This is a genomic window from Desulfoluna sp., assembly GCF_030145185.1.
Classification (GTDB): Bacteria; Desulfobacterota; Desulfobacteria; order Desulfobacterales; family Desulfolunaceae; genus Desulfoluna.
This window is the reverse complement of record NZ_JAQYWB010000040.1, coordinates 27,671-48,796: the sequence shown is the minus strand read 5'-3', so window position 1 is coordinate 48,796 and position 21,126 is coordinate 27,671. Positions and strand designations below refer to the sequence as shown.

At 52.1% G+C, this 21,126-nt stretch carries 21 protein-coding genes; 12 read left to right on the top strand and 9 right to left on the bottom strand.

The features are described 5' to 3' along the window. Position 1 precedes the first annotated feature (1 nt). The 4 genes from Q1Q75_RS13920 to Q1Q75_RS13905 all read right to left on the bottom strand — a co-directional run bounded on the left by Q1Q75_RS13920 (position 2) and on the right by Q1Q75_RS13905 (position 3,495). A complete protein-coding gene (locus Q1Q75_RS13920) occupies positions 2 to 844 on the bottom strand; it encodes a hypothetical protein (protein ID WP_300671806.1) in 843 nt (280 codons plus the stop codon). A gap of 110 nt (positions 845 to 954) precedes the next feature. Further along, on the bottom strand, positions 955 to 1,422 hold the full coding sequence (locus tag Q1Q75_RS13915) for a type IV pilin protein (protein ID WP_300671803.1): 468 nt from the start codon (positions 1,420 to 1,422) through the stop codon (positions 955 to 957). 121 nt (positions 1,423 to 1,543) lie between these two features. Beyond that, on the bottom strand, positions 1,544 to 1,939 hold the full coding sequence (locus Q1Q75_RS13910; RefSeq protein WP_300671800.1) for a type IV pilin protein: 396 nt from the start codon (positions 1,937 to 1,939) through the stop codon (positions 1,544 to 1,546). A 167-nt stretch (positions 1,940 to 2,106) separates the two neighbouring features. Beyond that, complete coding sequence (locus Q1Q75_RS13905; protein ID WP_300671797.1) at positions 2,107 to 3,495, bottom strand: sigma-54 dependent transcriptional regulator; 1,389 nt, start codon at positions 3,493 to 3,495, stop codon at positions 2,107 to 2,109. A 155-nt stretch (positions 3,496 to 3,650) separates the two neighbouring features. On the opposite strand from Q1Q75_RS13905, the gene Q1Q75_RS13900 reads away from it, so the two are divergent. Next, positions 3,651 to 3,845: a hypothetical protein gene (locus Q1Q75_RS13900; RefSeq protein ID WP_300671793.1), complete on the top strand. Its 195-nt coding sequence runs from the start codon at positions 3,651 to 3,653 to the stop codon at positions 3,843 to 3,845. A gap of 985 nt (positions 3,846 to 4,830) precedes the next feature. Here the strand turns inward: Q1Q75_RS13900 and Q1Q75_RS13895 are convergent. The 5 genes from Q1Q75_RS13895 to Q1Q75_RS13875 form a co-directional block, all read right to left on the bottom strand. Beyond that, entirely contained in the window at positions 4,831 to 6,105 is a 1,275-nt protein-coding gene (locus Q1Q75_RS13895) for a dihydroorotase (protein ID WP_300671791.1), read from the bottom strand. Next, positions 6,089 to 7,024: an aspartate carbamoyltransferase catalytic subunit gene (locus Q1Q75_RS13890; protein WP_300671788.1), complete on the bottom strand. Its 936-nt coding sequence runs from the start codon at positions 7,022 to 7,024 to the stop codon at positions 6,089 to 6,091. The genes Q1Q75_RS13895 and Q1Q75_RS13890 overlap by 17 nt, the downstream gene beginning before the upstream one ends. A gap of 479 nt (positions 7,025 to 7,503) precedes the next feature. Next, positions 7,504 to 8,145, bottom strand: a complete 642-nt coding sequence (lepB, locus tag Q1Q75_RS13885; protein WP_300671785.1) for a signal peptidase I — start codon at positions 8,143 to 8,145, stop codon at positions 7,504 to 7,506. A gap of 532 nt (positions 8,146 to 8,677) precedes the next feature. After that, on the bottom strand, positions 8,678 to 9,850 hold the full coding sequence (locus Q1Q75_RS13880; RefSeq protein ID WP_300671779.1) for a homocysteine biosynthesis protein: 1,173 nt from the start codon (positions 9,848 to 9,850) through the stop codon (positions 8,678 to 8,680). A 168-nt stretch (positions 9,851 to 10,018) separates the two neighbouring features. Further along, positions 10,019 to 11,419, bottom strand: coding sequence for a M23 family metallopeptidase (locus Q1Q75_RS13875; protein ID WP_300671776.1), 1,401 nt, complete (start codon positions 11,417 to 11,419; stop codon positions 10,019 to 10,021). A 697-nt stretch (positions 11,420 to 12,116) separates the two neighbouring features. On the opposite strand from Q1Q75_RS13875, the gene kdsA reads away from it, so the two are divergent. The 11 genes from kdsA to gap all read left to right on the top strand — a co-directional run bounded on the left by kdsA (position 12,117) and on the right by gap (position 21,080). After that, entirely contained in the window at positions 12,117 to 12,944 is an 828-nt protein-coding gene (gene kdsA, locus Q1Q75_RS13870; protein WP_300671774.1) for a 3-deoxy-8-phosphooctulonate synthase, read from the top strand. Next, positions 12,941 to 13,462, top strand: coding sequence for an HAD family hydrolase (locus Q1Q75_RS13865; protein ID WP_300671771.1), 522 nt, complete (start codon positions 12,941 to 12,943; stop codon positions 13,460 to 13,462). Before kdsA ends, Q1Q75_RS13865 begins: the two co-directional genes overlap by 4 nt. Beyond that, complete coding sequence (lptC, locus tag Q1Q75_RS13860; protein ID WP_300671768.1) at positions 13,459 to 14,064, top strand: LPS export ABC transporter periplasmic protein LptC; 606 nt, start codon at positions 13,459 to 13,461, stop codon at positions 14,062 to 14,064. Before Q1Q75_RS13865 ends, lptC begins: the two co-directional genes overlap by 4 nt. After that, entirely contained in the window at positions 14,045 to 14,572 is a 528-nt protein-coding gene (locus Q1Q75_RS13855) for an LptA/OstA family protein (RefSeq protein ID WP_300671766.1), read from the top strand. Before lptC ends, Q1Q75_RS13855 begins: the two co-directional genes overlap by 20 nt. 211 nt (positions 14,573 to 14,783) lie before the next feature. Beyond that, positions 14,784 to 15,506, top strand: coding sequence for an LPS export ABC transporter ATP-binding protein (gene lptB / locus Q1Q75_RS13850; RefSeq protein WP_300671763.1), 723 nt, complete (start codon positions 14,784 to 14,786; stop codon positions 15,504 to 15,506). 147 nt (positions 15,507 to 15,653) lie between these two features. Beyond that, entirely contained in the window at positions 15,654 to 17,090 is a 1,437-nt protein-coding gene (gene rpoN / locus Q1Q75_RS13845; protein ID WP_300671760.1) for an RNA polymerase factor sigma-54, read from the top strand. Between the two features lie 11 nt (positions 17,091 to 17,101). After that, entirely contained in the window at positions 17,102 to 17,518 is a 417-nt protein-coding gene (raiA, locus tag Q1Q75_RS13840; RefSeq protein WP_300671757.1) for a ribosome-associated translation inhibitor RaiA, read from the top strand. A 368-nt stretch (positions 17,519 to 17,886) separates the two neighbouring features. Further along, a complete protein-coding gene (locus Q1Q75_RS13835) occupies positions 17,887 to 18,345 on the top strand; it encodes a PTS sugar transporter subunit IIA (RefSeq protein ID WP_300671754.1) in 459 nt (152 codons plus the stop codon). A gap of 151 nt (positions 18,346 to 18,496) precedes the next feature. Further along, on the top strand, positions 18,497 to 19,372 hold the full coding sequence (gene rapZ / locus Q1Q75_RS13830; protein WP_300671751.1) for an RNase adapter RapZ: 876 nt from the start codon (positions 18,497 to 18,499) through the stop codon (positions 19,370 to 19,372). A gap of 51 nt (positions 19,373 to 19,423) precedes the next feature. Further along, positions 19,424 to 19,834, top strand: coding sequence for a PTS fructose transporter subunit IIA (locus Q1Q75_RS13825; protein ID WP_300671748.1), 411 nt, complete (start codon positions 19,424 to 19,426; stop codon positions 19,832 to 19,834). 244 nt (positions 19,835 to 20,078) lie between these two features. Further along, positions 20,079 to 21,080, top strand: a complete 1,002-nt coding sequence (gap, locus tag Q1Q75_RS13820) for a type I glyceraldehyde-3-phosphate dehydrogenase (RefSeq protein WP_300671745.1) — start codon at positions 20,079 to 20,081, stop codon at positions 21,078 to 21,080. The last annotated feature ends 46 nt before the right edge of the window (positions 21,081 to 21,126 follow it).

Here is a 21,126-nt window from a genome sequence, read left to right as displayed (position 1 = left end):
ATTATTTAACCCTTAAAACTACAACCCCATCGCCTCTTATTTCATAGTAATCCAACAAATCGAAAAGATATGGGTCCTGAATAAACCCCATAAAAACAAGAAAAGATAATTCACATGGTATCACCAAAAAGGACGACCGGAATAAATCCACAGCACTCTGCATCGCTTCCAACCCTAAATCGGCAACAAGCTCATCCCTGCGTTTATTTAATTCCACCAAAAGGTAAGGATCATCTGTCAAAGCAATTACAGAATCAAGAAAACCTATACCATCTCCCTCCTTATCTGCCATAGAGTAAAGGCGTGCTACAAGCAATGGCAAATATTTGGGTGACTGTGAGTACGTCGCCGCCTGTTCCATATAAAATGCAGCTTTACTGTAATCATTTTTATAAAAAAAATAATTGAACCCCTGATAGAATAGAAGTTTCCAATAACGATTATCTCTTGTTGAGACACTTGCCAACCCCTTCTCAACAAAAAAAACAGAACCATCAACATCGTTAAATACACTCGGCAGGATCATGCCAGCAAACTCATAAACGCCCTCAAACATAGGGGAAATATCAGTGATATATTCCAAATATTCATAAACAAATTCAGCATCCTGCTTATTTTTAATCGCAGAACCAAAACGAGATACAAGTTGAAGCCATAAGTAATCGGCAATAACTTCTTCATGCCCAATAGATATAAGAGATATCAGTCGGGTATCGATATTAAAGATGAAGGGCCTCTGCACCCATTTGCCTCTGTAATCATGTTGCGGCAACTGGACAAGTACAAGTAATATTGACGCAACAATGACCGATGATACAGCATGATTTCTCCGAAAAAAAAGCATAAAACACTCTCTTTAATATAATAAAGGCAGATATCTTTATGGATACCTGCCCTTATCTTCTCCATCTGAAAATGGATTTATCAAGACAGAAAATGTCTGGACTTAATGTCTTAGTAATCTGTCAATTTAGAGAACTTCCAAACCCCCGAATCATTTTTGACTCGGAACTCGCCATTAGTCTTGTCTCCATCTAAGTCTGCCTTCGCTGTGCCTAAAAAGCTAGTATTACCAACCTTCGCAATTTCGTACTGATAATAAACTTTAGTATCTTTAGGCTCAAAACCAATCTTTTCGTAGCCTTTAAAATCGGCTGAATCTGGTATCTTCACAAATACAGCTTTCTTTCCAGGTATTAGAGCCTTTGGGTTTGGAGCGCAAGTAGGGTATCCATCAAACTCGGCAAAATAACCTTCCTGCGCAACAGCAATTGCCGCCAAGTTGACTTTAGCTTCAGACTCTTTTGACTTGAGTTGGTAATTTCGAAAGTTTGGAATCGCAATCGCGGCCAAAATACCGATAATCGCCACAACGATCATCAATTCGATCAGAGTAAAACCTTTGCTGTCTTTTTTCATCATGGTATTTTCTCCTATTTTTTTCGTTAAATAACCCGTAGCTTCATGAAACAGTTATCATTCTTTCAACCACGGGTCAACACATCCATTTTATGTAAGTTGAATCGAAAGATCAGTGCCAAATTTAGTTACTACATCCCGGTTGAGTATTCTTCAGCAGCCCCTGTTCATCCATACTCCATGAATCGAGTTTATTATTTATAAACCCTGAAGCTTGAGCTGTGAAAGTTATCCGGGAAGAAGTCACGATTGAAATCGTATATCTTCCAGGCTGACGTGGAAAATAATTAAGCGATATCAGTCTTGAAGCATAAGAATCTGATTCCGCGTAATAAGCTTCCTGGGCTGTCCGAATATCATTAAGTGCTTTTTTTGCCTCAGCTTGTTTCGATTTACACTGAACTTTAGAATAATTCGGAATCGCAACGGCGGCAAGTAACCCAATGATCGCTACCACAATCAACAACTCAATCAGAGTAAATCCATTCGTATCACTTTGATTTGTTGAGTCGCTTTTCATCGTTGCCGCCTTCACTATTTTAATAATGCAGTATTCGTTCCAGAAAAAATTAAAGTTATAAACATCTTAAATCATGCAGTATATCAGGACAAAAGCATGAATCAACAGATACATACCAAACACATACTGACATTATAAGGCACTGTGGCTGACAAAAATTGTCACATTTACAAAATATTCAACTTGTCACACCGATACCGGAAGGACCGGAAGGAGAGTCCCAACAGTTCAGCGGCCTTGCTTTTGTTTCTTTTGGTGAATTCCAGGGCCTTTTCCATATAAGCGGTTTCGATGGCTTCCAAGATTTCGGTGAGATCCACGCCGGTAGCGACCTCATCCAGATCAAAACGCCGGTTTGAGACCCCTTCAATCCATCGCCTTCGCTTTGAAGACATGGAGAGACTTTCTGGGAGAATGATGTTGGTGGCAGAGAGGGCCACACTGCGTTCGATGAGATTTTCGAGTTCCCTTACATTACCCGGAAAATCGTAATTTTTCAACAAATCAATGGCATATGATGAAATCTTTGTTATGTCTTTTCCCATCTCGCGGGCATATTTTTCCAGAAAAAACTGGGACAGGGGCTTAAGGTCGGCTTTGCGCTCGCGAAGGGGGGGGACTCGAATTTCAATGACGTTCAGGCGGTAGAAGAGGTCTTTTCGGAATCGTTTTTCCATCACCTCCTCTTCAAGATTCTTGTTGGTGGCACAGATGACGCGGGCGTCGACGTCTACTTCGCGGGTGCCGCCTACAGGCTTGATTTTTCGTTCCTGGACCACTCGGAGGAGTTTAACCTGCAGGGCCACAGAGAGTTCGCCGATCTCATCAAGAAAGATCGTGCCGCCCCCTGCCTCTTCGAAGAGCCCTCTTTTGTCGTGGGTGGCCCCGGTAAAAGAGCCCTTGAGGTGGCCAAAAAGCTCGCTTTCCATGAGGGTTTCGGGAATGCCACCGCAGTTGACGGCCACAAAGGACTCTTTTTTACGACCACTCAAGAGGTGGATGGAATGGGCTATCAGTTCTTTGCCGGTACCGCTCTCGCCGGTGATCAGGACATTGGTCTTCGTGTCCGCCACCTGCTCAACCAGAGTATAAATTCGGCGCATGGGGCCGCTGCTTCCAATCATACTCCCGAAGTGAAGGACCTCCTGAGTCTCTTCGGAGAGTTTTTCTTTTTCGGCGGCAATGCTCTGAAGTTCGAGGGCTCTGCGGAGGGTGTCTTTGAGTTCTTCGTTGTCAAAGGGCTTGGGCACGTAGTCGTAGGCACCTTCATTCATCGCCTCGACGGCTGTTTCCGTTGTGGCATAGGCGGAAATGAGCACCACGGCGGTCTCTTCTTTGTTCTGCTTGGCAGCCCGCAGGACATCCAGACCTGTCAAGTCTCCCAGACGAATGTCCGTCAAGACCAGATCATACTCAGATTTCTTGATTTTTTTTACTGCGTCTTTTCCAGAATCCGAAAGGGTCACCTTGTACCCCTCCTGGGTCAGCATCAGCTCAAGAAACTCACGCATTCCGAGATCATCATCCACAACGAGAATATGAGGTTTATTGGGCATGAGTCAGTGGGGTGTCCTTCTATCCGAATGGGTTCTGGGTTAAAAAAAACGGGCTATAGGTGATCGGCCATAGGCTATCGGCAAGGAGTCGCTACGCTCCAGCATTTAAAAAACATTCTCGGGCAAAGGCGCTAAGACACAAGGTAGCGTTTTAAATGGCGAAGGCTGGCGGTGCATCAGAAGTAACAAAAAAAGGCGTTTCTACCATGAAGCGCTTGAAGAGCATGAAGGCGGCTACGCCGCTAAAAGCATTGTTCTTCGTAACTATTCAGCGTATGCCTCCGGCGGCCCTGCCGGGGGCTAAACTTTTGAAAAGTTGGATGTGTTCAATAATGGCTATTTTAGGGTAACACTGGCCGGGGCCAAGCCCCCGGCAAAAAAAGCCGCAGCGGAGCACGGCGCGCCCGGAAGGGTGCTGTGGTGCCTCCACTCCGTTATAAAATACGATTGGTGTTTCCGTTCGTTAAACGCATTTTTATTCAACTTCTCGGCCTTGGTCATCGTTTGAGCCGCGACCTTTAAAAACCGAGAAAGACGAACCGAAACGGAGCGCCGAACTCCGGTGCGGCTTTTTAGTTCGTCGTTACCCATGCCGCACCGGAGTGCGGCGCTCCAGGGAACAAGGGTGTTCAGGTGGCGATGTAAACACGCTGATGGCCGAAACGATGATTGAGGCCAACTTCTCAATAAATGTGGCCAATATTATGAGCTACATTCAAAATGTATAACCCTGAGTTGGACCAGGCCGAAAAGTTTAACAAACAGGTCTTAAATACATATTTTAGATTTCGGCGACCCAAATGCGGATGTGATTTGACCCAAGAAATCCGTCTTCGCGTTCAGCTACGCTTGGAAAAGCCGGCTACGCCGTGACAAGTCCGCCTACGCCCGTGTCTGTGCGTTACCATTCGCCCCACGTCAAAGGACTACAACGCGACACGTCCCCCCCTTACCCTTCACACGAATGCGGACGTGAGGTGCTGAGAGTACCGACACCCATAGTGCATTCGCAAACCCGCTTTCAAGGTGGCTCACCTTGCCGCCGGAGGCAGCCAGGTTAAAGATGCCTCCGGCGGCCCTGCCGGGGGCCAAACTTTTGAAAAGTTTGATAAACAGGTTTTGAAAAACAATCTTGGGTAAATCTAAAGCCCAAGGCGAATGTGATTTGACCCGAGGAACGAGGGGCAAAGCGCATTTGCAACCTGCTTTCAAGGTGGCACACCTTGCCGCCGGAGGCACGTTTTTGCCCCGAGTTTAACCATAGAAGGCACTGCTTTTTGTGCCCTTATTTTTTTCTTGCCCGATAGCCTATCGCCGCTTACCTATAGCCTTTTTTTACCCCCCATACACCGTCTTTCCATCCACAATCGTCTGCACCGCCCTCCCCTTCAAGGCCCAGCCTTCAAAAGGGGTGTTGGTGCTTTTCGAGTGCATCTCAGAGGCCACGGCCGTCCATTCTGCATGTTCATCAATCAGAGTGATATCGGCTGTATTGCCCTGGGTCAGCGAATTATCAAGGCCTAAGATCTGTGCCGGTTTTTTGGACATGCGCGTCACGAGCTGTTCCAGGGTCAGCACGCCATCTCGGACCAGTTCCAGGCTCAAAGGCAACGACGTCTCCAGGCCGATGATGCCGTTCATGGCTCGATTGAACTCCAGGTCTTTTTCAAGGATGGAGTGGGGGGCATGATCGGTGGCGATGACGTCCAGGGTGCCATCGGCAAGGGCTGCTCGTACAGCCTGACGGTCTTTTTCCGTCCGCAGGGGGGGATTCATCTTGGCATTGGTGTTGTAGCCCTTCACCGCCTCATCCGTCAGGGTAAAGTAGTGGGGTGCGGTTTCAGCCGTGACGGAGACTCCGCGCTTTTTAGCCTCGCGGATGGCCTCGATGGACTCCGGCGTGCTCACATGGGCCACGTGCAGATGGGCGCCGGTGAGTTCGGCCAGGCTGATATCCCGGATCACCATCATGGACTCTGAAATGTTGGGGATCCCTGCAAGGCCCATGTGGGTGGCGGTGAGTCCCTCATTCATGCAGCCGCCGGCCACCAGGGAGAGCTCTTCGCAATGGGAGATGATCAGCATCTGAAAGCCTTTGGCGTACTCCATGGCCCGGCGCATGATCTGGCCGTCTTCCACGGGGCGCCCGTCATCGCTGATGGCCACAGCCCCGGCTCGTTTCAACTCCCCGTACTCGCAGAGGGAGGCCCCGGAGAGCCCGCCGGTAATGGCCGCAACCGGATAAACCTTCGCATAACCGGCCTCGCGGGCTTGTTTCACTATAAAAGAGGTCACTTCAGGGGTGTCGTTTACGGGTTTGGTGTTGGGCATGGCGCAAACCGCTGTAAACCCACCGGCAGCCGCCGACAGAGCGCCTGTTTCAATGGTTTCCTTGTACTCTTCACCAGGCTCGCGCAGATGCACGTGGACATCAATGAGGCCTGGGACCACCAGAAGCCCTTCTGCGTCAATCACCTCTGCATCGACGGGAATCGCCTTCTCGCCAGAAGGAACCACCTCATCAACAGATCCGTCCATGATCCAGACATCATAGTGTCCCACCACATTGCCCGGATCCACCACCTTGCCGTTTTTAATCACTGTCAGCATCACGGCCTCCTGCCAAAAGATAAAATAGTGCCATACGCGCAGCCACCCCGTTGGTAACCTGATCCAGAATCACGGACCAGGGACCGTCGGCGATCTCACTGGTGAGCTCAACCCCACGATTCATGGGGCCGGGATGCATCACAATGGCCCCCTCGTTGGCGCGCATAAGCCGTTCACGGGTCATCCCGTAATTTCGCGAATATTCCCGGACCGATGAGAAGAGAAAATTCTCCTGGCGCTCCTTTTGAATCCGAAGCATCATCACCACATCGGCACCCTCCACGGCTTCATCGGCAGATCCCGTCACATCACAGCCCAGATGCTCCACACCAAAGGGGAGCATGGTAGGCGGACCGGAGACCACCACAGACGCACCCATCTTGATCAGGCCGTTGATGTTGGACCGGGCCACCCGGCTGTGTGCGATATCCCCGATGATGGCGACCCGCTTGCCTGCAATCGTTCCAAGCTTTTCCCGAATGGTGAGCATGTCCAGAAGCGCCTGGGTGGGGTGAGCGTGCATGCCGTCCCCGCCGTTGATGACCGAGGCCTTCACCCGCTGGGCCATCATATGGGGAGCCCCCGCTGAGGAGTGACGCATCACGATGATATCCGGATTCATCGCCTCAAGGGTCAGTGCCGTATCCGCCAGAGTCTCCCCCTTGACCAGGCTGCTTGAACTTGCCGCCATGGAGATGCTGTCGGCGCTCATTCGTTTGGCGGCAATGTCAAAGGAGGTCTTGGTGCGCGTGCTGGGCTCGTGGAAGAAAAGAATGATGGTTTTTCCCCGCAGGGTGGGGACCTTCTTTACAGGACGCTGGGAGATCTCACGCATCCTCTCTGCCGTGTCAAGGATCAGCCCGATCTCTTCGGCAGAGAGGGACTCTATGTCCAGAATATCCTTGTTCCTTAATTTCATGGCACCTCGAATATGAAATCTATATTTATATATTGACGGGCTAAAAAAGCCTCCGGCGGCCCTGCCGGGGGCCAAACTTTTGAAAAGTTTGATAAACAGGTCTTAAAAACAGGATTTACGCGCCACTACCGTTGTTGGCAGATTGTCTGTTTTCTGCTTGGCAACAGGCTCGATATTCCAAATTATGGCATTGATCATCGTTTCGGCCATCAGCGTGTTTACATTGCCACCTGAGCACCCTTGCGCGCCGCACTTTGGTGCTGCATGGGTAGCGACGAACTAAAAAAGCCGCACCGGAGTGCGGCGCTCCGTTTCAATCCGTCTTTCTCGGTTTTTTTAAGGTCGCTGGCCAAACGATGGCCAGGACCCAAATTATACTTGGTGAAACCCCACGCTGTCGGTTTTGGCGCATCGAATGGACCGACTTCCTTCGCCTTTAGCCTTTAGCCTTTAGCCTGTTTTTCGTCTTTAGCCTTCTTTTACCTGAGAATATCTCCCATACGACTCCAGCGCACCGAATTATCCCGCCCGTTCCAGGAAAAATAGATCAAAAAGGCTTTCCCTTTCACGGCCTTCAGGGGAACAAATCCCCAGAAGCGACTGTCATGGCTGTTGTCACGGTTATCTCCCATGACAAAAAGCGACTCTTTGGGAACCGTGACCGGCCCAAAGTTATCCCGTTGGGTGAACTCTGCAGGCAACACCCGCCGATCGGTATGGATGGTGTAATCCCTTTCCACACGTGCGTTGTTCACATAGAGCACTTTATTTCGAACTTCAATCACATCCCCTTCGACCCCCACAACCCGTTTGATAAAATCCTTCTTGGGATCTTCCGGGTAAATGAACACCACGATATCATCGCGTTTCGGATCTTTGACGGGAATAACCGTTTTTTGAATAAAGGGGATTTTGACGCCGTAGATGAACTTATTCACGAGAATATGATCACCGATCTGAAGGGTGTTAAGCATGGAGCCCGAAGGAATTTTAAACGCCTGGACCACGAAGGTCCGAATAAACAACGCCAGGATAAGAGCAATGACGATCGCTTCGACGTTCTCACGAAGGGGACCTTTGGCCGGAGTCGATTCAGCAGGGGATCTCTTTTTCAATGCCACTTTATTTTCGCCTTTTACTTTCAGCCCTGCAGAGCCAGGTCATACCGCAGCTCACCCGTTTTGCCATCGCATAAACACCCGAAGGGGCAATCCGCATGACCGGCACAGGCCTTTTTTTAATCATAATAAATGAAAATGCATTCGTAAAAAGTCACGATTCAGCGCACCATACAGCATCTATTCATGCAGCTGAGGGAAACCGCACCATCGTTGATGCCAACAGACGCCAGCACAACTTTTTGCGAGGCCATCAATGAAACATCGGAATAAAGACAGGCAACCACGGTAACGTGGCTTATGCGGAAAAATTGAAAGGCTCGTACACATGCGGATGTCGTCGGGTCCATACCTTATGACTCGGTCTTTCGACATGTTGATTGAGCCATCAATAATCATGCCGTGCAATGACCGTGATCATATACCGGTCCCATGACATCAGCAATACAAAAATAGAAGAGGAAGGCCCGGCTTCATGAGTTGAAGGGGCTCTCCCCCAAAAAAAGCGCCGGAAGGAATCCGGCGCTTAAACAATTTATTCGACGGGCAGAAGTTCCTGAGGAACCCCCAGGAGAAACTCGCCCCGCTGGATCCACCCTTTCAGGGTCTCGGCCACAGCCCGGGCCTTGACCATGCTGGACAGGGGAACGGTCTGAATGGTCTCCCCATCCACGGTAATACTGCCGCTCTTGAGCTCTTTGTAGCTTACCTGACCCAGGCTGCGGGACACACCTTTGGGGTAATCATCACTGTAATCCACAATCTGAGTGAAAATTTCCTCGTCTCGAACTGCGGTGAACTGCGCCATCTCTTCGTTCAAGATGGGAATGGGAATGCCCAGGCCCACAGAAAGCGAACAACCGTAGCCCCTCATGCTCACCCCGCGCAGCCACTCTGGTGACATTTTCTTCAAATCACCCATGGTCCAGAGCGTCCCGGCGGGAGAAAGCGGCACTCCGTTTTCACCGCGCGCTCCTCCTGGCCTATGCTGCGTTCCCGGTCCAGCCACATACCCCTGGGCCCCGCCGAGAAAAATCCGCGTTCCGAAGCCAATGGTTTTGTATAAGGGGTCGTTCATTAGGGGAGAAAGCTCCCCGGCCGAACAATAATTGGCATTGCCCATCTTGGGTTTCAAGGTCCCCATGTAGGTGTAGATGGTCTTGTCGGAGGGGTTTACCGCGCAGTTGTAATTCTGGTAGCCGTTTCGCGGGTTGCAGAGCGTGGCCGACGGCAGGCTCTCAAGGGTCATCTCTTTTTCAATATGAAGATTGGGGTAGCAGGCGGTGCCGTAGCTGTCCGCACGAATGTAGACCGTCTTGCCAGCCACGAGATCCTCGATGACATGGCCTCCCCCGTAGCGAAACTCCCCAGGATAGACCTTGTTCAACGGATCATCATCACAGACCGCCGTGGCCCCGAGATAACAATCCACAGCCGCCACTCCCGAGTAGGCGGGAACATTATTGAACCAGGTGGCCGTGGTGCGCACCGTGGGCGTGGACTGGCCAATGTTAAGAAAAGCTCCAGACGAACACATGGGCGCAAAGGTTCCCGTGGTGACCACATCCACCTGTCGGGCGGCCTCAACCGGGCCTTTTTCGTCAACAATACCGATCATCTCTTCGGCGGTGACCACCACAACCTCACCTGTTTTGATCTTGGCATTGATCTCTTCGTAACTTTTTTCAACCTTGTATGATTTGCCCACCGTATTCAGCTCCAAATTGATTGATCATTTGTCTGATAGTCTTTCCCGACCCAGGCCCGATATGTCGAAATACAAGCCCGATTGGATTGCACCCGATACGCCTTGAAAAACTGACGCTGTCACCCCTGAAGTGATCGCAGGATCGTGACTTAAACAACCCACCGCGCCCTATTTCCGCCCTCCGGTCCGTGCGAGGTCCCGCTTCACCTGATCCAGCTTGGACGTGATGTTGTTTTTAATCCAATGGCCATCAAACCATTCGATGGGGTTGACAAAAATATTGTGAACAATCATTCCAAAATGGAGATGATCGCCCCCCACCAGCCCGGTCACACCCGTCCGACCCACGACGTCACCTTTTCTCAAGACATCCCCCTCTTTAACACGGACCGAACTCATATGGGAATAGCTGGAGAGAAGCCCGAACCCATGGTCAATGACCACCGTCCGACCATAGATCCCAACTTCTTCGGCGAACACCACCGTTCCGGCATTGGCTGCGGGAACCTCCGCCTGCCGGATCGAGGCTAAATCCAAGCCAAGATGGTATTTTTGATCCACCCGTTTTCCCTTGTAATAATACGATCGATGATCGGCATAATTCGCACGGGAGGCAGAGCCAGGCAGTTGTTTAAAGGTCCCCTTCCAATGCATACGGGGTTCGGTTTTGAGGCCACTGGCAAGAATCGTCCGGTTATTGGCGGCCCGCATCTTGCTGTTGATGATCAACCATTTATTCAGGTTGCTGTCCGGGACAGCGCCAAAGGCATCGACATTCATGGCCGGTATTTTAGCATTGAGAAAGCTGTCGCCGATGTTGATGCGATCGCGCTTAAACTGTTTTCCCATAATATAGTGGTAGAACCCGGCCTTTGTCAGATTCCCGGCCGCATCCTCGGCCTCTACCCAGATTTCCATCCCCTTCTTTTGGAGATGGCTGAGCGCAAAAAAAGCGACATAAACGTTCTCATGCCCTTCAAAATAGCCGGAATATCCGGGGAAAAAGTTCTTTCCAACACGCACACCACTCTTGGAAACCTCTTCCGAAACCCGGTAAGCGACCACCCCAGTCCCACCCGTGGCCACATTGTGGTTGCGGGTCAGAATATCCACCCCGGGAGGCTTCGTATCGATGGTGATCTCTTTTTCAATATATGTGGTGTTCCCCTTCAGCCAGTTTCGAAGGGAATGGTCGGTGGCTCGAATACGCAGCAAGGCCTTTCCGTCTGTCAAACCCAATTTGCCAGGGTCTGCATCCACATCAATGGCATCAGAGAAGGTACTTCCCTTGCCAGGGAATCCATCACTCGGCCAGACTTTACTGTAAATCACTTTATCGACACCGCCCCGGGAAAGGGCGACCCACACCTCGCGAAGCCCACTGGTCTCATCAGACACCGTCCCCGTCAACCGGGCCCGGCTCCCCAATGTTTCCAAAGAGAGATTCAGACCTACCACAGGCGGGGTCCCCTCCAGGCGACTGAAGCCAAGCCATCCGGCCACCACGAGGATCACAAGAAAAAGCAGGACCACCAAGCGGCCTTTTTTGCTTTCTTTTTTTTGTCTCAAGCTTACATCTCCAGACACCCGCACTAATTTATTAAGGTGGGGCAATGATAAAAAACCCAAATGAAAATTCATTCAGGATGCATTCAAATGAAGCCATGATCCCCGGGTCTCTCGCGACCGAGAACCACCCGATACCCTTGGCAATCATGGCCAGTATGGCATTTCAACCTTATCTGATACCAGCAAAGCCATGGGTTATCAAGGGCTCTTTTGGCTTCTTGACTTTTGCCGGGCTTCCGAGATACATCCCATAGATCAACCGGCCACAGCAAATTCCGTACCTAAAGCATGGAATGCTGCCGTAAAAAAAATACCACCCTACCCCGGATATTTCACGAGTTGGGTGCGCTCATATGCAAGGCATCAGAGCTGAAGATGTAGTGGTTTACCTCAAAGCTCTGATAACGCGGCAGATGAGAGCACCCGGCTCGCCCGAAGGGTGAGAAAATCAGACAGCATACCGTGGATTACATTTTGCATTTTTGAAACAACGGAAAACATTGCTGCAAAAGACTGTAATTACTAATTTTCCCTTAGTCTTGGTTGTTTTCTTATGAAATATCCGGGCTAAGCGTTTCGCATGGGCCATGCTGTGATCGGGTACCGACCTGAGACAAAGGTGTGTATGATCACAGCCCCTGAGCCACAGGCTGCGAAGCCACCATGAACCAACCCCTTACACGTTAAGGAGCTTTGTATGACAGACCCCATAAATTCGTTACGCACCGGACCCGAAGCCCCCCCCTTTCTCATTGCCGGCCCCTGCGTCATCGAAACCCGGGATATCTGCCTGCGGATCGCTGAATTTCTCTCCCGGCTCACCCGAAAAGAGGGGGTGCCCTATATTTTCAAGGCATCCTACGATAAGGCCAACCGCACCAGCATCGACGCCTTTCGCGGCCCCGGCCCCCAAGAGGGACTGCGCATCCTGGAAGAGATCCGCCGTGAATTCGGCATCCCCGTTATTTCAGACATCCACTCCCCGGAGCAGGCCATAGAAGCCGCAGAGGTTCTGGACATCCTCCAGATTCCAGCGCTGCTCTGCCGCCAAACCGACCTGATTGTTGCCGCCGCCAAAACCGGCAAACCGGTCAACATCAAAAAAGGACAATTCCTCGCCCCCTGGGACATGGAAAATATTGTCAAAAAAGCACAGTCCGCCGGAAACAATGACATTCTCCTGACCGAAAGAGGCACCTCCTTCGGATACAACAACCTCGTGGTGGACATGCGCAGCCTGGGCATTATGAAGGAGACCGGCTGCCCCGTCATCTTTGATGCCACGCATTCGGTCCAGCTCCCCGGCGGCCAGGGCACCAAATCCGGAGGCGACAGACGCCAGGCACCCCCCCTGGCCAAAGCGGCCATCGCCGCCGGTGCCGACGGCCTTTTTATGGAGACCCACTTTGATCCGGACAACGCCCTGTGTGATGGCCCCAACTCGGTGACCTTCGGCATGATGGAAGCTCTTCTCCCCCAGATCGTGGCCATAAAAGCCATCGTAAACGGCGGAGGCAAGGCATGAAAGAAAAAGAGAAACTCGCCTCTGTTGATCTTTTGATCATGGATGTCGACGGCGTCCTCACCCAGGGCGAGGTGATCTATCAGGATGACGGCAGTCAGATCAAGAACTTCAACGTCAAAGACGGGTTGGGTCTGCGCCTCCTCATGGACGCCGGCATCCAGACAGCCATCGTCACCGGACGGTCCGCCGGGGCCCTTGAAGCCCGCGTCAAAAACCTCGGCATCCCCTTCCTCTTCCACGGCGTCTCCGACAAAGCGGCGGCCCTGGCAAAGGTTATCGACCAATCCGGCGTTCCGGCTCATCGCATGGCCTTTATCGGTGATGACCTCCCCGACCTGCCCATTATGCGGCGCGTCGGACTCTCTATTGCCGTGGCGGATGCCGCCGCCGAGGTCAAAGAACTCGCGGCGATAACCACAACCCATCCGGGGGGCAAAGGGGCCGTCCGGGAAACCTGCGAGGCAATCCTCAAAGCCAAAGGGCTTTGGGCGGAGGCCATCGAAAGATTTCTCGCATGAAGCACGGAAGCGCCCTCCCCACACGAACGATCATTCGACGTGTGCTGATCGCTGTCATTACAGCCACGGCCCTGTCCACGCTGGTTATTCTGGTCACCCATCGTTCAGGGGAAGAGACAGGTCCTTCCTCCGGCACAGACAGCAAGGCCACCTTCTCCCTGGACAAGATGCGCCACACGGCCTCGCGTCAGGGGGTCGATGAATGGAGCGTGGAGGCGGACACCGTCCACCTCTACAGCACGGAAAACCGGGCAGAGTTCATCGAGCTCACCGCCCGCTATTTTGAAAAGTCGGGAAATATTACCGTCATGACAGCGGACAAAGGATCTCTCAACACCCAGACCCGCAATATGACGGTCACAGGGAACGTGGTGGTCACACGAGGCGCCCTCACCATTAAAAGTGACGCCCTCTCTTACGCCAAAGCGGCCCATACCATCACGTCAAAAACGCCAGTTGCCATCTCGGACGGCATCTCCAATCTCTTTGGAGACACCCTGTTCCTCGACCTCACGGTCGGACGACTCGAACTGGACGGAAACGTAAAAGGAACACTTCGTGAAGAGAGCAAAGGAAATATAGATGAAACACTTCCCCGGTAAACACCTCTGGGTTCTCCTGCTGATCCTGCTTGCCCTGCCCGGTGTCGGAAGCGCTGTGGAGGGTGAAATCGGCATCAATGCCGATCACCTCACCTCAGACAGCCAGGGTCGCTACGCCCTCTTCTCCGGCAATGTCCGTATCACCCGGGACGGAGCCATCCTCACCGCCGACAAAGTCCAGCTTCATTACGAAGACGGCAAACAGAAAGGCGACACCACCAAGGGGCTCTCCCTCATCGAGGCCGAAGGCAACGTGATCATGGTCTTTGAGGAGAAACGAACCACATCCGAGAAAGCCGTCTACGACCTCCGCAAAGAGGTGGTCACCCTCACCGGAGGCCCACCCCGCGTGGTCAGCGGTGAAAACACCCTCACAGGGAAAACCATTGTCATCAATCGTCAATCCGGGGCCATCAACGTGGACAGCGACGCCAGCCAACGGGTTGAGGTCAAACTTGTCCCCGGAGAAAAAGGATTTTCCTTTGCCCCGGATGAAAAGACACCATAAAGCTTGAAGCCTTGGGAGTCGGTGCTCCCGCCAGGGATTGGGGCAACAAGCCAAGTGCTTTTTCAAACCCCGTGTGGTATGGTGAGTCACATCCTAAAAAAGCTGAACAGACAAAGAGGGCGGGTTGCTCTTGATATCGGCAAAGGATGCATGATCCTTTTGAAAAGGCCCGAATAAGAAAACAGACGCGAAGAGGAAAGATCGGGATTTTATGACAGAGCTTGTTTTAAACAGCCTTGTAAAAACATACGGCGGTCGTGCCGTTGTGGACGGTGTCTCCATTCATGTGGAGAGCAATCGGGTCATCGGGCTCCTCGGACCCAACGGCGCCGGAAAGACCACCACCTTTTACATGGCTGCGGGTATTGTACGCCCGGATTCAGGCACCGTGTTCATTGACGAACAGGAAATCACTGACTACCCGGTCTACAAACGGGCACGATGCGGGGTCGGCTACCTTCCCCAGGAATCGTCCATCTTCAAATCCCTGTCGGTACGGGACAACGTCATGGCCATCCTGGAGCTGCTCAACATCTCTAAGCAGGAACAGGAAGAACGCCTTGAGACCCTTCTGGCAGAGCTCCGCATCAGCCACCTGGCAGATCGCAAGGCGGCAGTGCTGTCAGGCGGAGAACGCAGGCGACTTGAGATCACCCGGGTCCTGGCCATCAAGCCGGCCTTTTTTCTCCTGGACGAACCCTTTGCAGGCGTCGATCCCATTGCGGTGATCGACATCCAAAATATTATTGCCATGCTCAAGGAAAATGGCATCGGAGTGCTGATCTCAGACCACAACGTCCGTGAAACCCTGGGCGTCTGTGACAACGCATATATCATGAGCGATGGGAAAGTCATTGCAACCGGCTCCCCCGAGGAAATAGCATCCAGTGATATCGCCCGCCGTATTTATCTGGGCGAAAGCTTTACCCTTTGAGAGTCAGCGCCTCTCTGCACCATGGAGGCGCCCGAAATATTTCGATGGATTGAACCGTCCGACAGGCGGCTTCGGTCGGCGTATCAATAGCGATGCGACTGGCAACCCAACTGTGTGAACCGTAATGGAAACCGTGAAGTTGTAGTTATGGCAATGGAACTCAGGCAACAGCTGCGCCTCTCCCAACAACTGGTGATGACCCCCCAGCTTCAGCAGGCCATCAAACTCCTGCAACTCTCCCGTCTCGAGCTGGTCGATGCCATCTCGCAGGAGCTGGAAGAAAACCCGGCCCTTGAAGAGATTCAGGAGACAGCACAACGGGAATCGGAAAGCCACGAGGACGAGAAGCCGGTACCGGAAGATAATTCAACTTCCGAGGTAAAGATCGACGAAAAAATTGGCAGTGACATTGACTGGGACAACTACCTGGGAGAATACAACTCCACGGGCAAGGCCCAGTATGAATCCGAGCAGAAAGAGGCCCCGAAATACGAAGCCTTTATTTCACAGAAAAAATCGCTGGATGATCACCTTCTCTGGCAACTTCTGATGACCTGCCCGGACAATGACACCGAGGAGATTGGTTGCCTCATCATCGGTAACCTGAGCAGTGACGGGTACCTCACCGCCACGGTCGAAGAGATCTCGGAAGAGTGCGGCCATTCAGTAGAGCTCGTAGAAGATGTCCTGGAAGAGCTTCAGACCTTTGATCCCCCCGGCATCTGCGCACGGAACTTAGGGGAATGTCTCTTGATTCAGGCCCGCCATTTCGGCGTGGAGACCCGGGTCATGAAAGAGATCGTGACCCATCACATCAAAGAGCTGGAGAATAAAAACTACAAGGCCATCAGCAAAGCCCTGAAAATCAGCCTGCCCAGTATCATCTCCACTGTGAACATTATCAAGGAGTTTGAATCCAAGCCAGGCCGCCCGTTCAGCACCGAAGAGCCCCATTATATTACCCCGGACATCTACGTCTACAAAGAGGAGGGTGAATTCATCATCGCCCTCAACGACGACGGCATGCCTCGACTCCGCGTGAACCCCTACTACCGACAGGCTCTCTCCAAAGGTCAGGATATTCCCAGTGACACGAGGGACTATCTGCAAGACAAGATGCGTTCTGCCGCATGGCTCATCAAGAGCATCCACCAGCGGCAGAAAACCATCTACAGCGTGATGGAGAGCATCCTGAAATTTCAGGCCGAGTTCTTTGACAAGGGGATTTCCCATCTGAAGCCCATGGTACTGAGGGATGTGGCCCAGGATATCGGCATGCACGAGTCCACCATCAGCCGGGTCACCACCAACAAGTACGCCTTTACGCCTCAGGGTATCTTTGAGCTGAAATACTTTTTCAACAGCTCCATCAATCGTGTTCATGGTGCTGCCATTGCATCGGCCAGTGTGCAGAACAAAATCAAGCTGATTATTGAAGGGGAGAATCCAAAAAAACCCTTCAGCGATGAAAAAATTGTTCAAATTCTGGTAAAGGAGGCCAACGTAGATATCGCAAGACGCACGGTCGCCAAGTACCGTGAGGCAATGAAAATATTGCCGTCAAGCAAACGAAAACAATACTAGGAGGTTCATCTATGCAAGTATCTGTAACATTTAAGAACATTGACCCTTCCGATGCACTCAAAGCATACGCCGCCAAAAAGCTGGAACGTATAGAGAAACTGCTTGACGCCCCGTCCGAAGCCAACGTCGTCTTCTCCGTGGAGAAGATTCGGCACATTACCGAAATCAATGTGACCAGCGGCCGGACAATCGTCCACGCCACCGAGACAAGCGAAGGCATGTATGCTGCCATCGACCTCGCCGTGGATAAAATCAAGCAGCAGCTTTCCAAAAATAAAAAGAAACTTCAGGCCCGGAAAACAGGCAATCCTGGGATCCGCCCGACCCTGGCCGAAGAGATCAACGAAGCCCCTGTTGATGTGGATGATGTTGATGATCTGGACGATTTTGACGAATTCGATTCCGATGACGATCGTCAACTGGCCTGATCCCCTGGCATCCCATCGCTGATTCATTGGGCACCACGCCCTCATATGGCAAGATAGCCGGACACCTGAACAGGGTTAAACCTATTTGACAACTTCGGCTATATCGGCTAAAAAATTCCCATTTAAAAGGTGCCTGCTCGGTGCAGGCACCTTTTTTCATGGGCAAAATCAGGTGCGGCCGCTCCGAGAATCTCGACGTTACCGCACGCATCAGGTCTTGAAAGATGGGCCATCCACTGATATGAAAGTAGAGGTCCCAAACCTGCCGGACGCCCCGTACACAGGTGACGGAGCATGGTCGAATACACTGGACTGATAACAAAACACACCGCCGGACAGGCCAATAGACACTCTCTGGGTGAATCATTATGAAAATCCTTGATGTACTGCAGCTGGAAACGATTATCCCCGAACTCACGTCACGGGACAAAAAAGGAATTCTGGAAGAACTCGCCGCTCCCATTGCGAGTCTTACCGGCCTCCACCATCCAGACCTGGTTCGGGTCCTTATGGAAAGAGAGCAACTGGGAAGTACCGGCATCGGAGATGGCATTGGTATTCCCCATGGAAAAATTGCAGAACTGGATCGCATGGTGGTCGGGTTCGGCATGAGCCGTCAAGGGGTGGATTTTGATTCCCTGGACGGACGACCGGCCCATATCTTTTTTGTCCTCGTCACTCCTGAGCAGTCCACCGGGCAGCATCTTAAACTCCTGGCACGGCTCTCAAAGATGCTGAAGAATGATCTCTTCCGCAAAAAATTGATGACGGCCGCTTCCCGTGATGAAATCCATGCGATTATTCAAAGCGAGGACAACAAAAACTAACCCCCGGAGATCGTCTCTCTTTCGACTCGGACGGCGCCAGCCATCGGCAATTACGCCAGAAAAAAGTGCTGAAACACTTCGCCCCACCAGGCAAAAAGCCTGATGGCTGTTTTGCCCAGGATAGATCAGGGCGACAAACGGAGTTATCTCCATGAACATCTTCAACATATTCATCATTACAGGCCAGTCAGGATCCGGAAAAAGTACCGCACTGGCTGCATTTGAGGATGCTGGTTATTATTGCGTAGATAACCTCCCCGTGACCCTTCTGACCAAGTTTCTGGAAATCCCCATTGAAAAGGATAGCCATTACCGAGGCATAGCTTTCGGCATGGACCTTCGTGAACGCACCTTTCTCAAATCCTATCGAACTGTTTTCGATGGCTTACGTCAGGCCGGTCACAAGCTGAAGGTCATCTTTATCGAAGCAGACGTCGCCACCCTGACAAGACGGTTTTCCCAAACGCGTCGCACCCATCCCCTGGCCGTGGGTGACAAAGGCGTCGTGGACGCCATCAAACAGGAACGAGACGAGCTGCTCGCCCTGCGCAACGAAGACGCAACCCGAATCATAGACACCTCAACCTTCAACGTTCACAAGCTGAAAAAAGAGATCTCGAATCTGGCCGCCGACTCCTGCGATGGAATCGCCTTGAAGATTGCCGTCGTCTCCTTCGGGTTTAAGTACGGCGTCCCCGAAGACGCCGACCTGGTCGTGGACGTCCGATTCCTTGAGAATCCCTATTTTGTACCGGAGCTGAAACCCCACAGCGGTCTCTCCCCGGCGGTTCGAAACTTTGTCCTGAACGGCGAGGGAACCCATACTTTTTTATCGAAGTACACCGATCTTCTGGACTTTCTCATTCCCATGTACCAAAAAGAGGGGAAGCATTATCTCACTCTGGGGGTGGGTTGCACCGGCGGACGCCACCGAAGCGTGGCCATCGCCACCGAAATCCACAACCACCTGAGAGCTCGTTTTCCTGATATCCGACTCCTGCACCGGGACATCGGGCAGGATGAATAAGTGCCCGCAGGATTTTCCTGCCCGCACAGATGCCCCACACGAGGTTTATAAATGATTGGCATACTGGTCGTTACCCACGGTAATCTCGGTGAAATTCTCATTGAGACGGCCGAATTCATACAAAAAGAGACCCTGGAGCAGGTCAAACCTGTCTCCATCAACATCACCAAAAGCGTGGATGACCTGCACAACAAAGTCGCCAAGGCCATCAAAGAGGTTAACTCTGGAGACGGGGTGCTGATTCTCACCGACATGTTTGGCGGAACCCCCTCCAACCTCTCCCTCTCTTTTCTTGAGGAAGGCCAGGTGGAAGTGATCTCAGGGGTGAACCTTCCCCTGCTGATCTCAGCGGTCGGCAAACAAAAAAAAGGCGATTTAACCGCCACCGCACATCTACTCGAAAATACAGGCAAACGCAGCATCTCTCTTGCCAGCAGCATCCTGAACGGGGCCAAACGCTGATTTGTCCCTGAGACCCGAGCAATAAACGATCGCCATCGGGGCGACCGCGATATAAGTAGAAGCGGGGATGGAGTCACTCACTTCATCCCCGTATCAACGTTTAAGGAGCCACCCGCGCATTCCCTTGGGATGGCCTGCATGTACTTGCACCCCAGACATCGGGAGCCCCTTTCAAACGTGACCTTCATTTTTCACCAACACATCTCCAACAGGTCCTGACCCAACGTTGGACGGAGGAAGACCCATGAGCATCAAAATCGGTATCAACGGATTTGGACGTATCGGTCGCATGGTTTTCAGAGCAGCCCTCAACAACCCTACGGTTGAAGTGGTTGCCATCAACGACCTCACCGACATTGCAACCATCGCCCACCTTCTGGCCTATGATTCCGTACACGGTCGTTTCGACGGCGAAGTAAAAGCCGCCGAAAACGGAATCATCGTAAACGGCAAAGAAATTCGCGTTACCGCAGAAAAAGATCCATCAAACCTGCCATGGAAAGAACTGGACGTGGCCATCGCCATGGAATGCACCGGTTTCTTCCGTGACCGGGACGGTGCCTCCAAGCACCTGGCCGCCGGCGCAAAAAAAGTCATCATCTCCGCCCCCGCCACCAACCCCGACACCACCATTGTCATGGGCGTTAACGATGCAAACTACGATGCGGCCAATCACCACATCGTCTCCAACGCGTCCTGTACCACCAACTGCCTGGCGCCTGTCGCCAAGGTGCTCCATGAAGCCTTCGGTATCAAAGAAGGCCTGATGACCACCATCCATTCCTACACCGGGGATCAGCGTATCCTGGACGCCCCCCACAAGGATCTCAGGCGTGCCCGCGCCGCCGGTTGCTCCATGGTTCCCACCACCACCGGTGCCGCCAAAGCCGTGGCCCTCGTACTCCCCGAGCTCAAGGGCAAGCTCAACGGCATGTCCATCCGCGTCCCTACCCCCAACGTCTCCCTGGTAGACCTGGTGGTAAACCTGGAAAAGCCTGCCACCAAAGAAGAAATCAATGCCGCCTTTAAAAAGGCTGCCGACAACGAGCTCAAAGGGATCCTTGATTACTGCGAAGCGCCCCTTGTCTCCATCGATTTCAATGGGTGCCCCGCGTCTTCAAGCGTTGATGCCCCTTCCACCGACGTCATCGACGGCATGGTGAAGGTCCTCTCCTGGTACGACAACGAAGCCGGTTACTCCACCCGCATGGTCGACCTGGCCGCCATGATCGCATCCAAACTGTAATCACCCGTGTCGGACCGGCTAAGGCCGGTCCGACCGTTAAGGAGAT

Bases quoted from the DNA above. Each gene is read 5' to 3' on its own strand.
- Q1Q75_RS13865 (WP_300671771.1), top strand. From the start codon at position 12,941: ATGAAAGAAAAAGAGAAACTCGCCTCTGTTGATCTTTTGATCATGGAT.
- Q1Q75_RS13920 (WP_300671806.1), bottom strand. From the start codon at position 844: ATGCTTTTTTTTCGGAGAAATCATGCTGTATCATCGGTCATTGTTGCG.
- Q1Q75_RS13890 (WP_300671788.1), bottom strand. From the start codon at position 7,024: ATGAAATTAAGGAACAAGGATATTCTGGACATAGAGTCCCTCTCTGCC.
- Q1Q75_RS13895 (WP_300671791.1), bottom strand. From the start codon at position 6,105: ATGCTGACAGTGATTAAAAACGGCAAGGTGGTGGATCCGGGCAATGTG.
- lptC (WP_300671768.1), top strand. From the start codon at position 13,459: ATGAAGCACGGAAGCGCCCTCCCCACACGAACGATCATTCGACGTGTG.
- lptB (WP_300671763.1), top strand. From the start codon at position 14,784: ATGACAGAGCTTGTTTTAAACAGCCTTGTAAAAACATACGGCGGTCGT.
- Q1Q75_RS13900 (WP_300671793.1), top strand. From the start codon at position 3,651: ATGGCGAAGGCTGGCGGTGCATCAGAAGTAACAAAAAAAGGCGTTTCT.
- raiA (WP_300671757.1), top strand. From the start codon at position 17,102: ATGCAAGTATCTGTAACATTTAAGAACATTGACCCTTCCGATGCACTC.
- Q1Q75_RS13855 (WP_300671766.1), top strand. From the start codon at position 14,045: ATGAAACACTTCCCCGGTAAACACCTCTGGGTTCTCCTGCTGATCCTG.
- Q1Q75_RS13910 (WP_300671800.1), bottom strand. From the start codon at position 1,939: ATGAAAAGCGACTCAACAAATCAAAGTGATACGAATGGATTTACTCTG.
- kdsA (WP_300671774.1), top strand. From the start codon at position 12,117: ATGACAGACCCCATAAATTCGTTACGCACCGGACCCGAAGCCCCCCCC.
- Q1Q75_RS13835 (WP_300671754.1), top strand. From the start codon at position 17,887: ATGAAAATCCTTGATGTACTGCAGCTGGAAACGATTATCCCCGAACTC.
- rapZ (WP_300671751.1), top strand. From the start codon at position 18,497: ATGAACATCTTCAACATATTCATCATTACAGGCCAGTCAGGATCCGGA.
- rpoN (WP_300671760.1), top strand. From the start codon at position 15,654: ATGGCAATGGAACTCAGGCAACAGCTGCGCCTCTCCCAACAACTGGTG.
- Q1Q75_RS13825 (WP_300671748.1), top strand. From the start codon at position 19,424: ATGATTGGCATACTGGTCGTTACCCACGGTAATCTCGGTGAAATTCTC.
- gap (WP_300671745.1), top strand. From the start codon at position 20,079: ATGAGCATCAAAATCGGTATCAACGGATTTGGACGTATCGGTCGCATG.
- Q1Q75_RS13915 (WP_300671803.1), bottom strand. From the start codon at position 1,422: ATGATGAAAAAAGACAGCAAAGGTTTTACTCTGATCGAATTGATGATC.
- Q1Q75_RS13905 (WP_300671797.1), bottom strand. From the start codon at position 3,495: ATGCCCAATAAACCTCATATTCTCGTTGTGGATGATGATCTCGGAATG.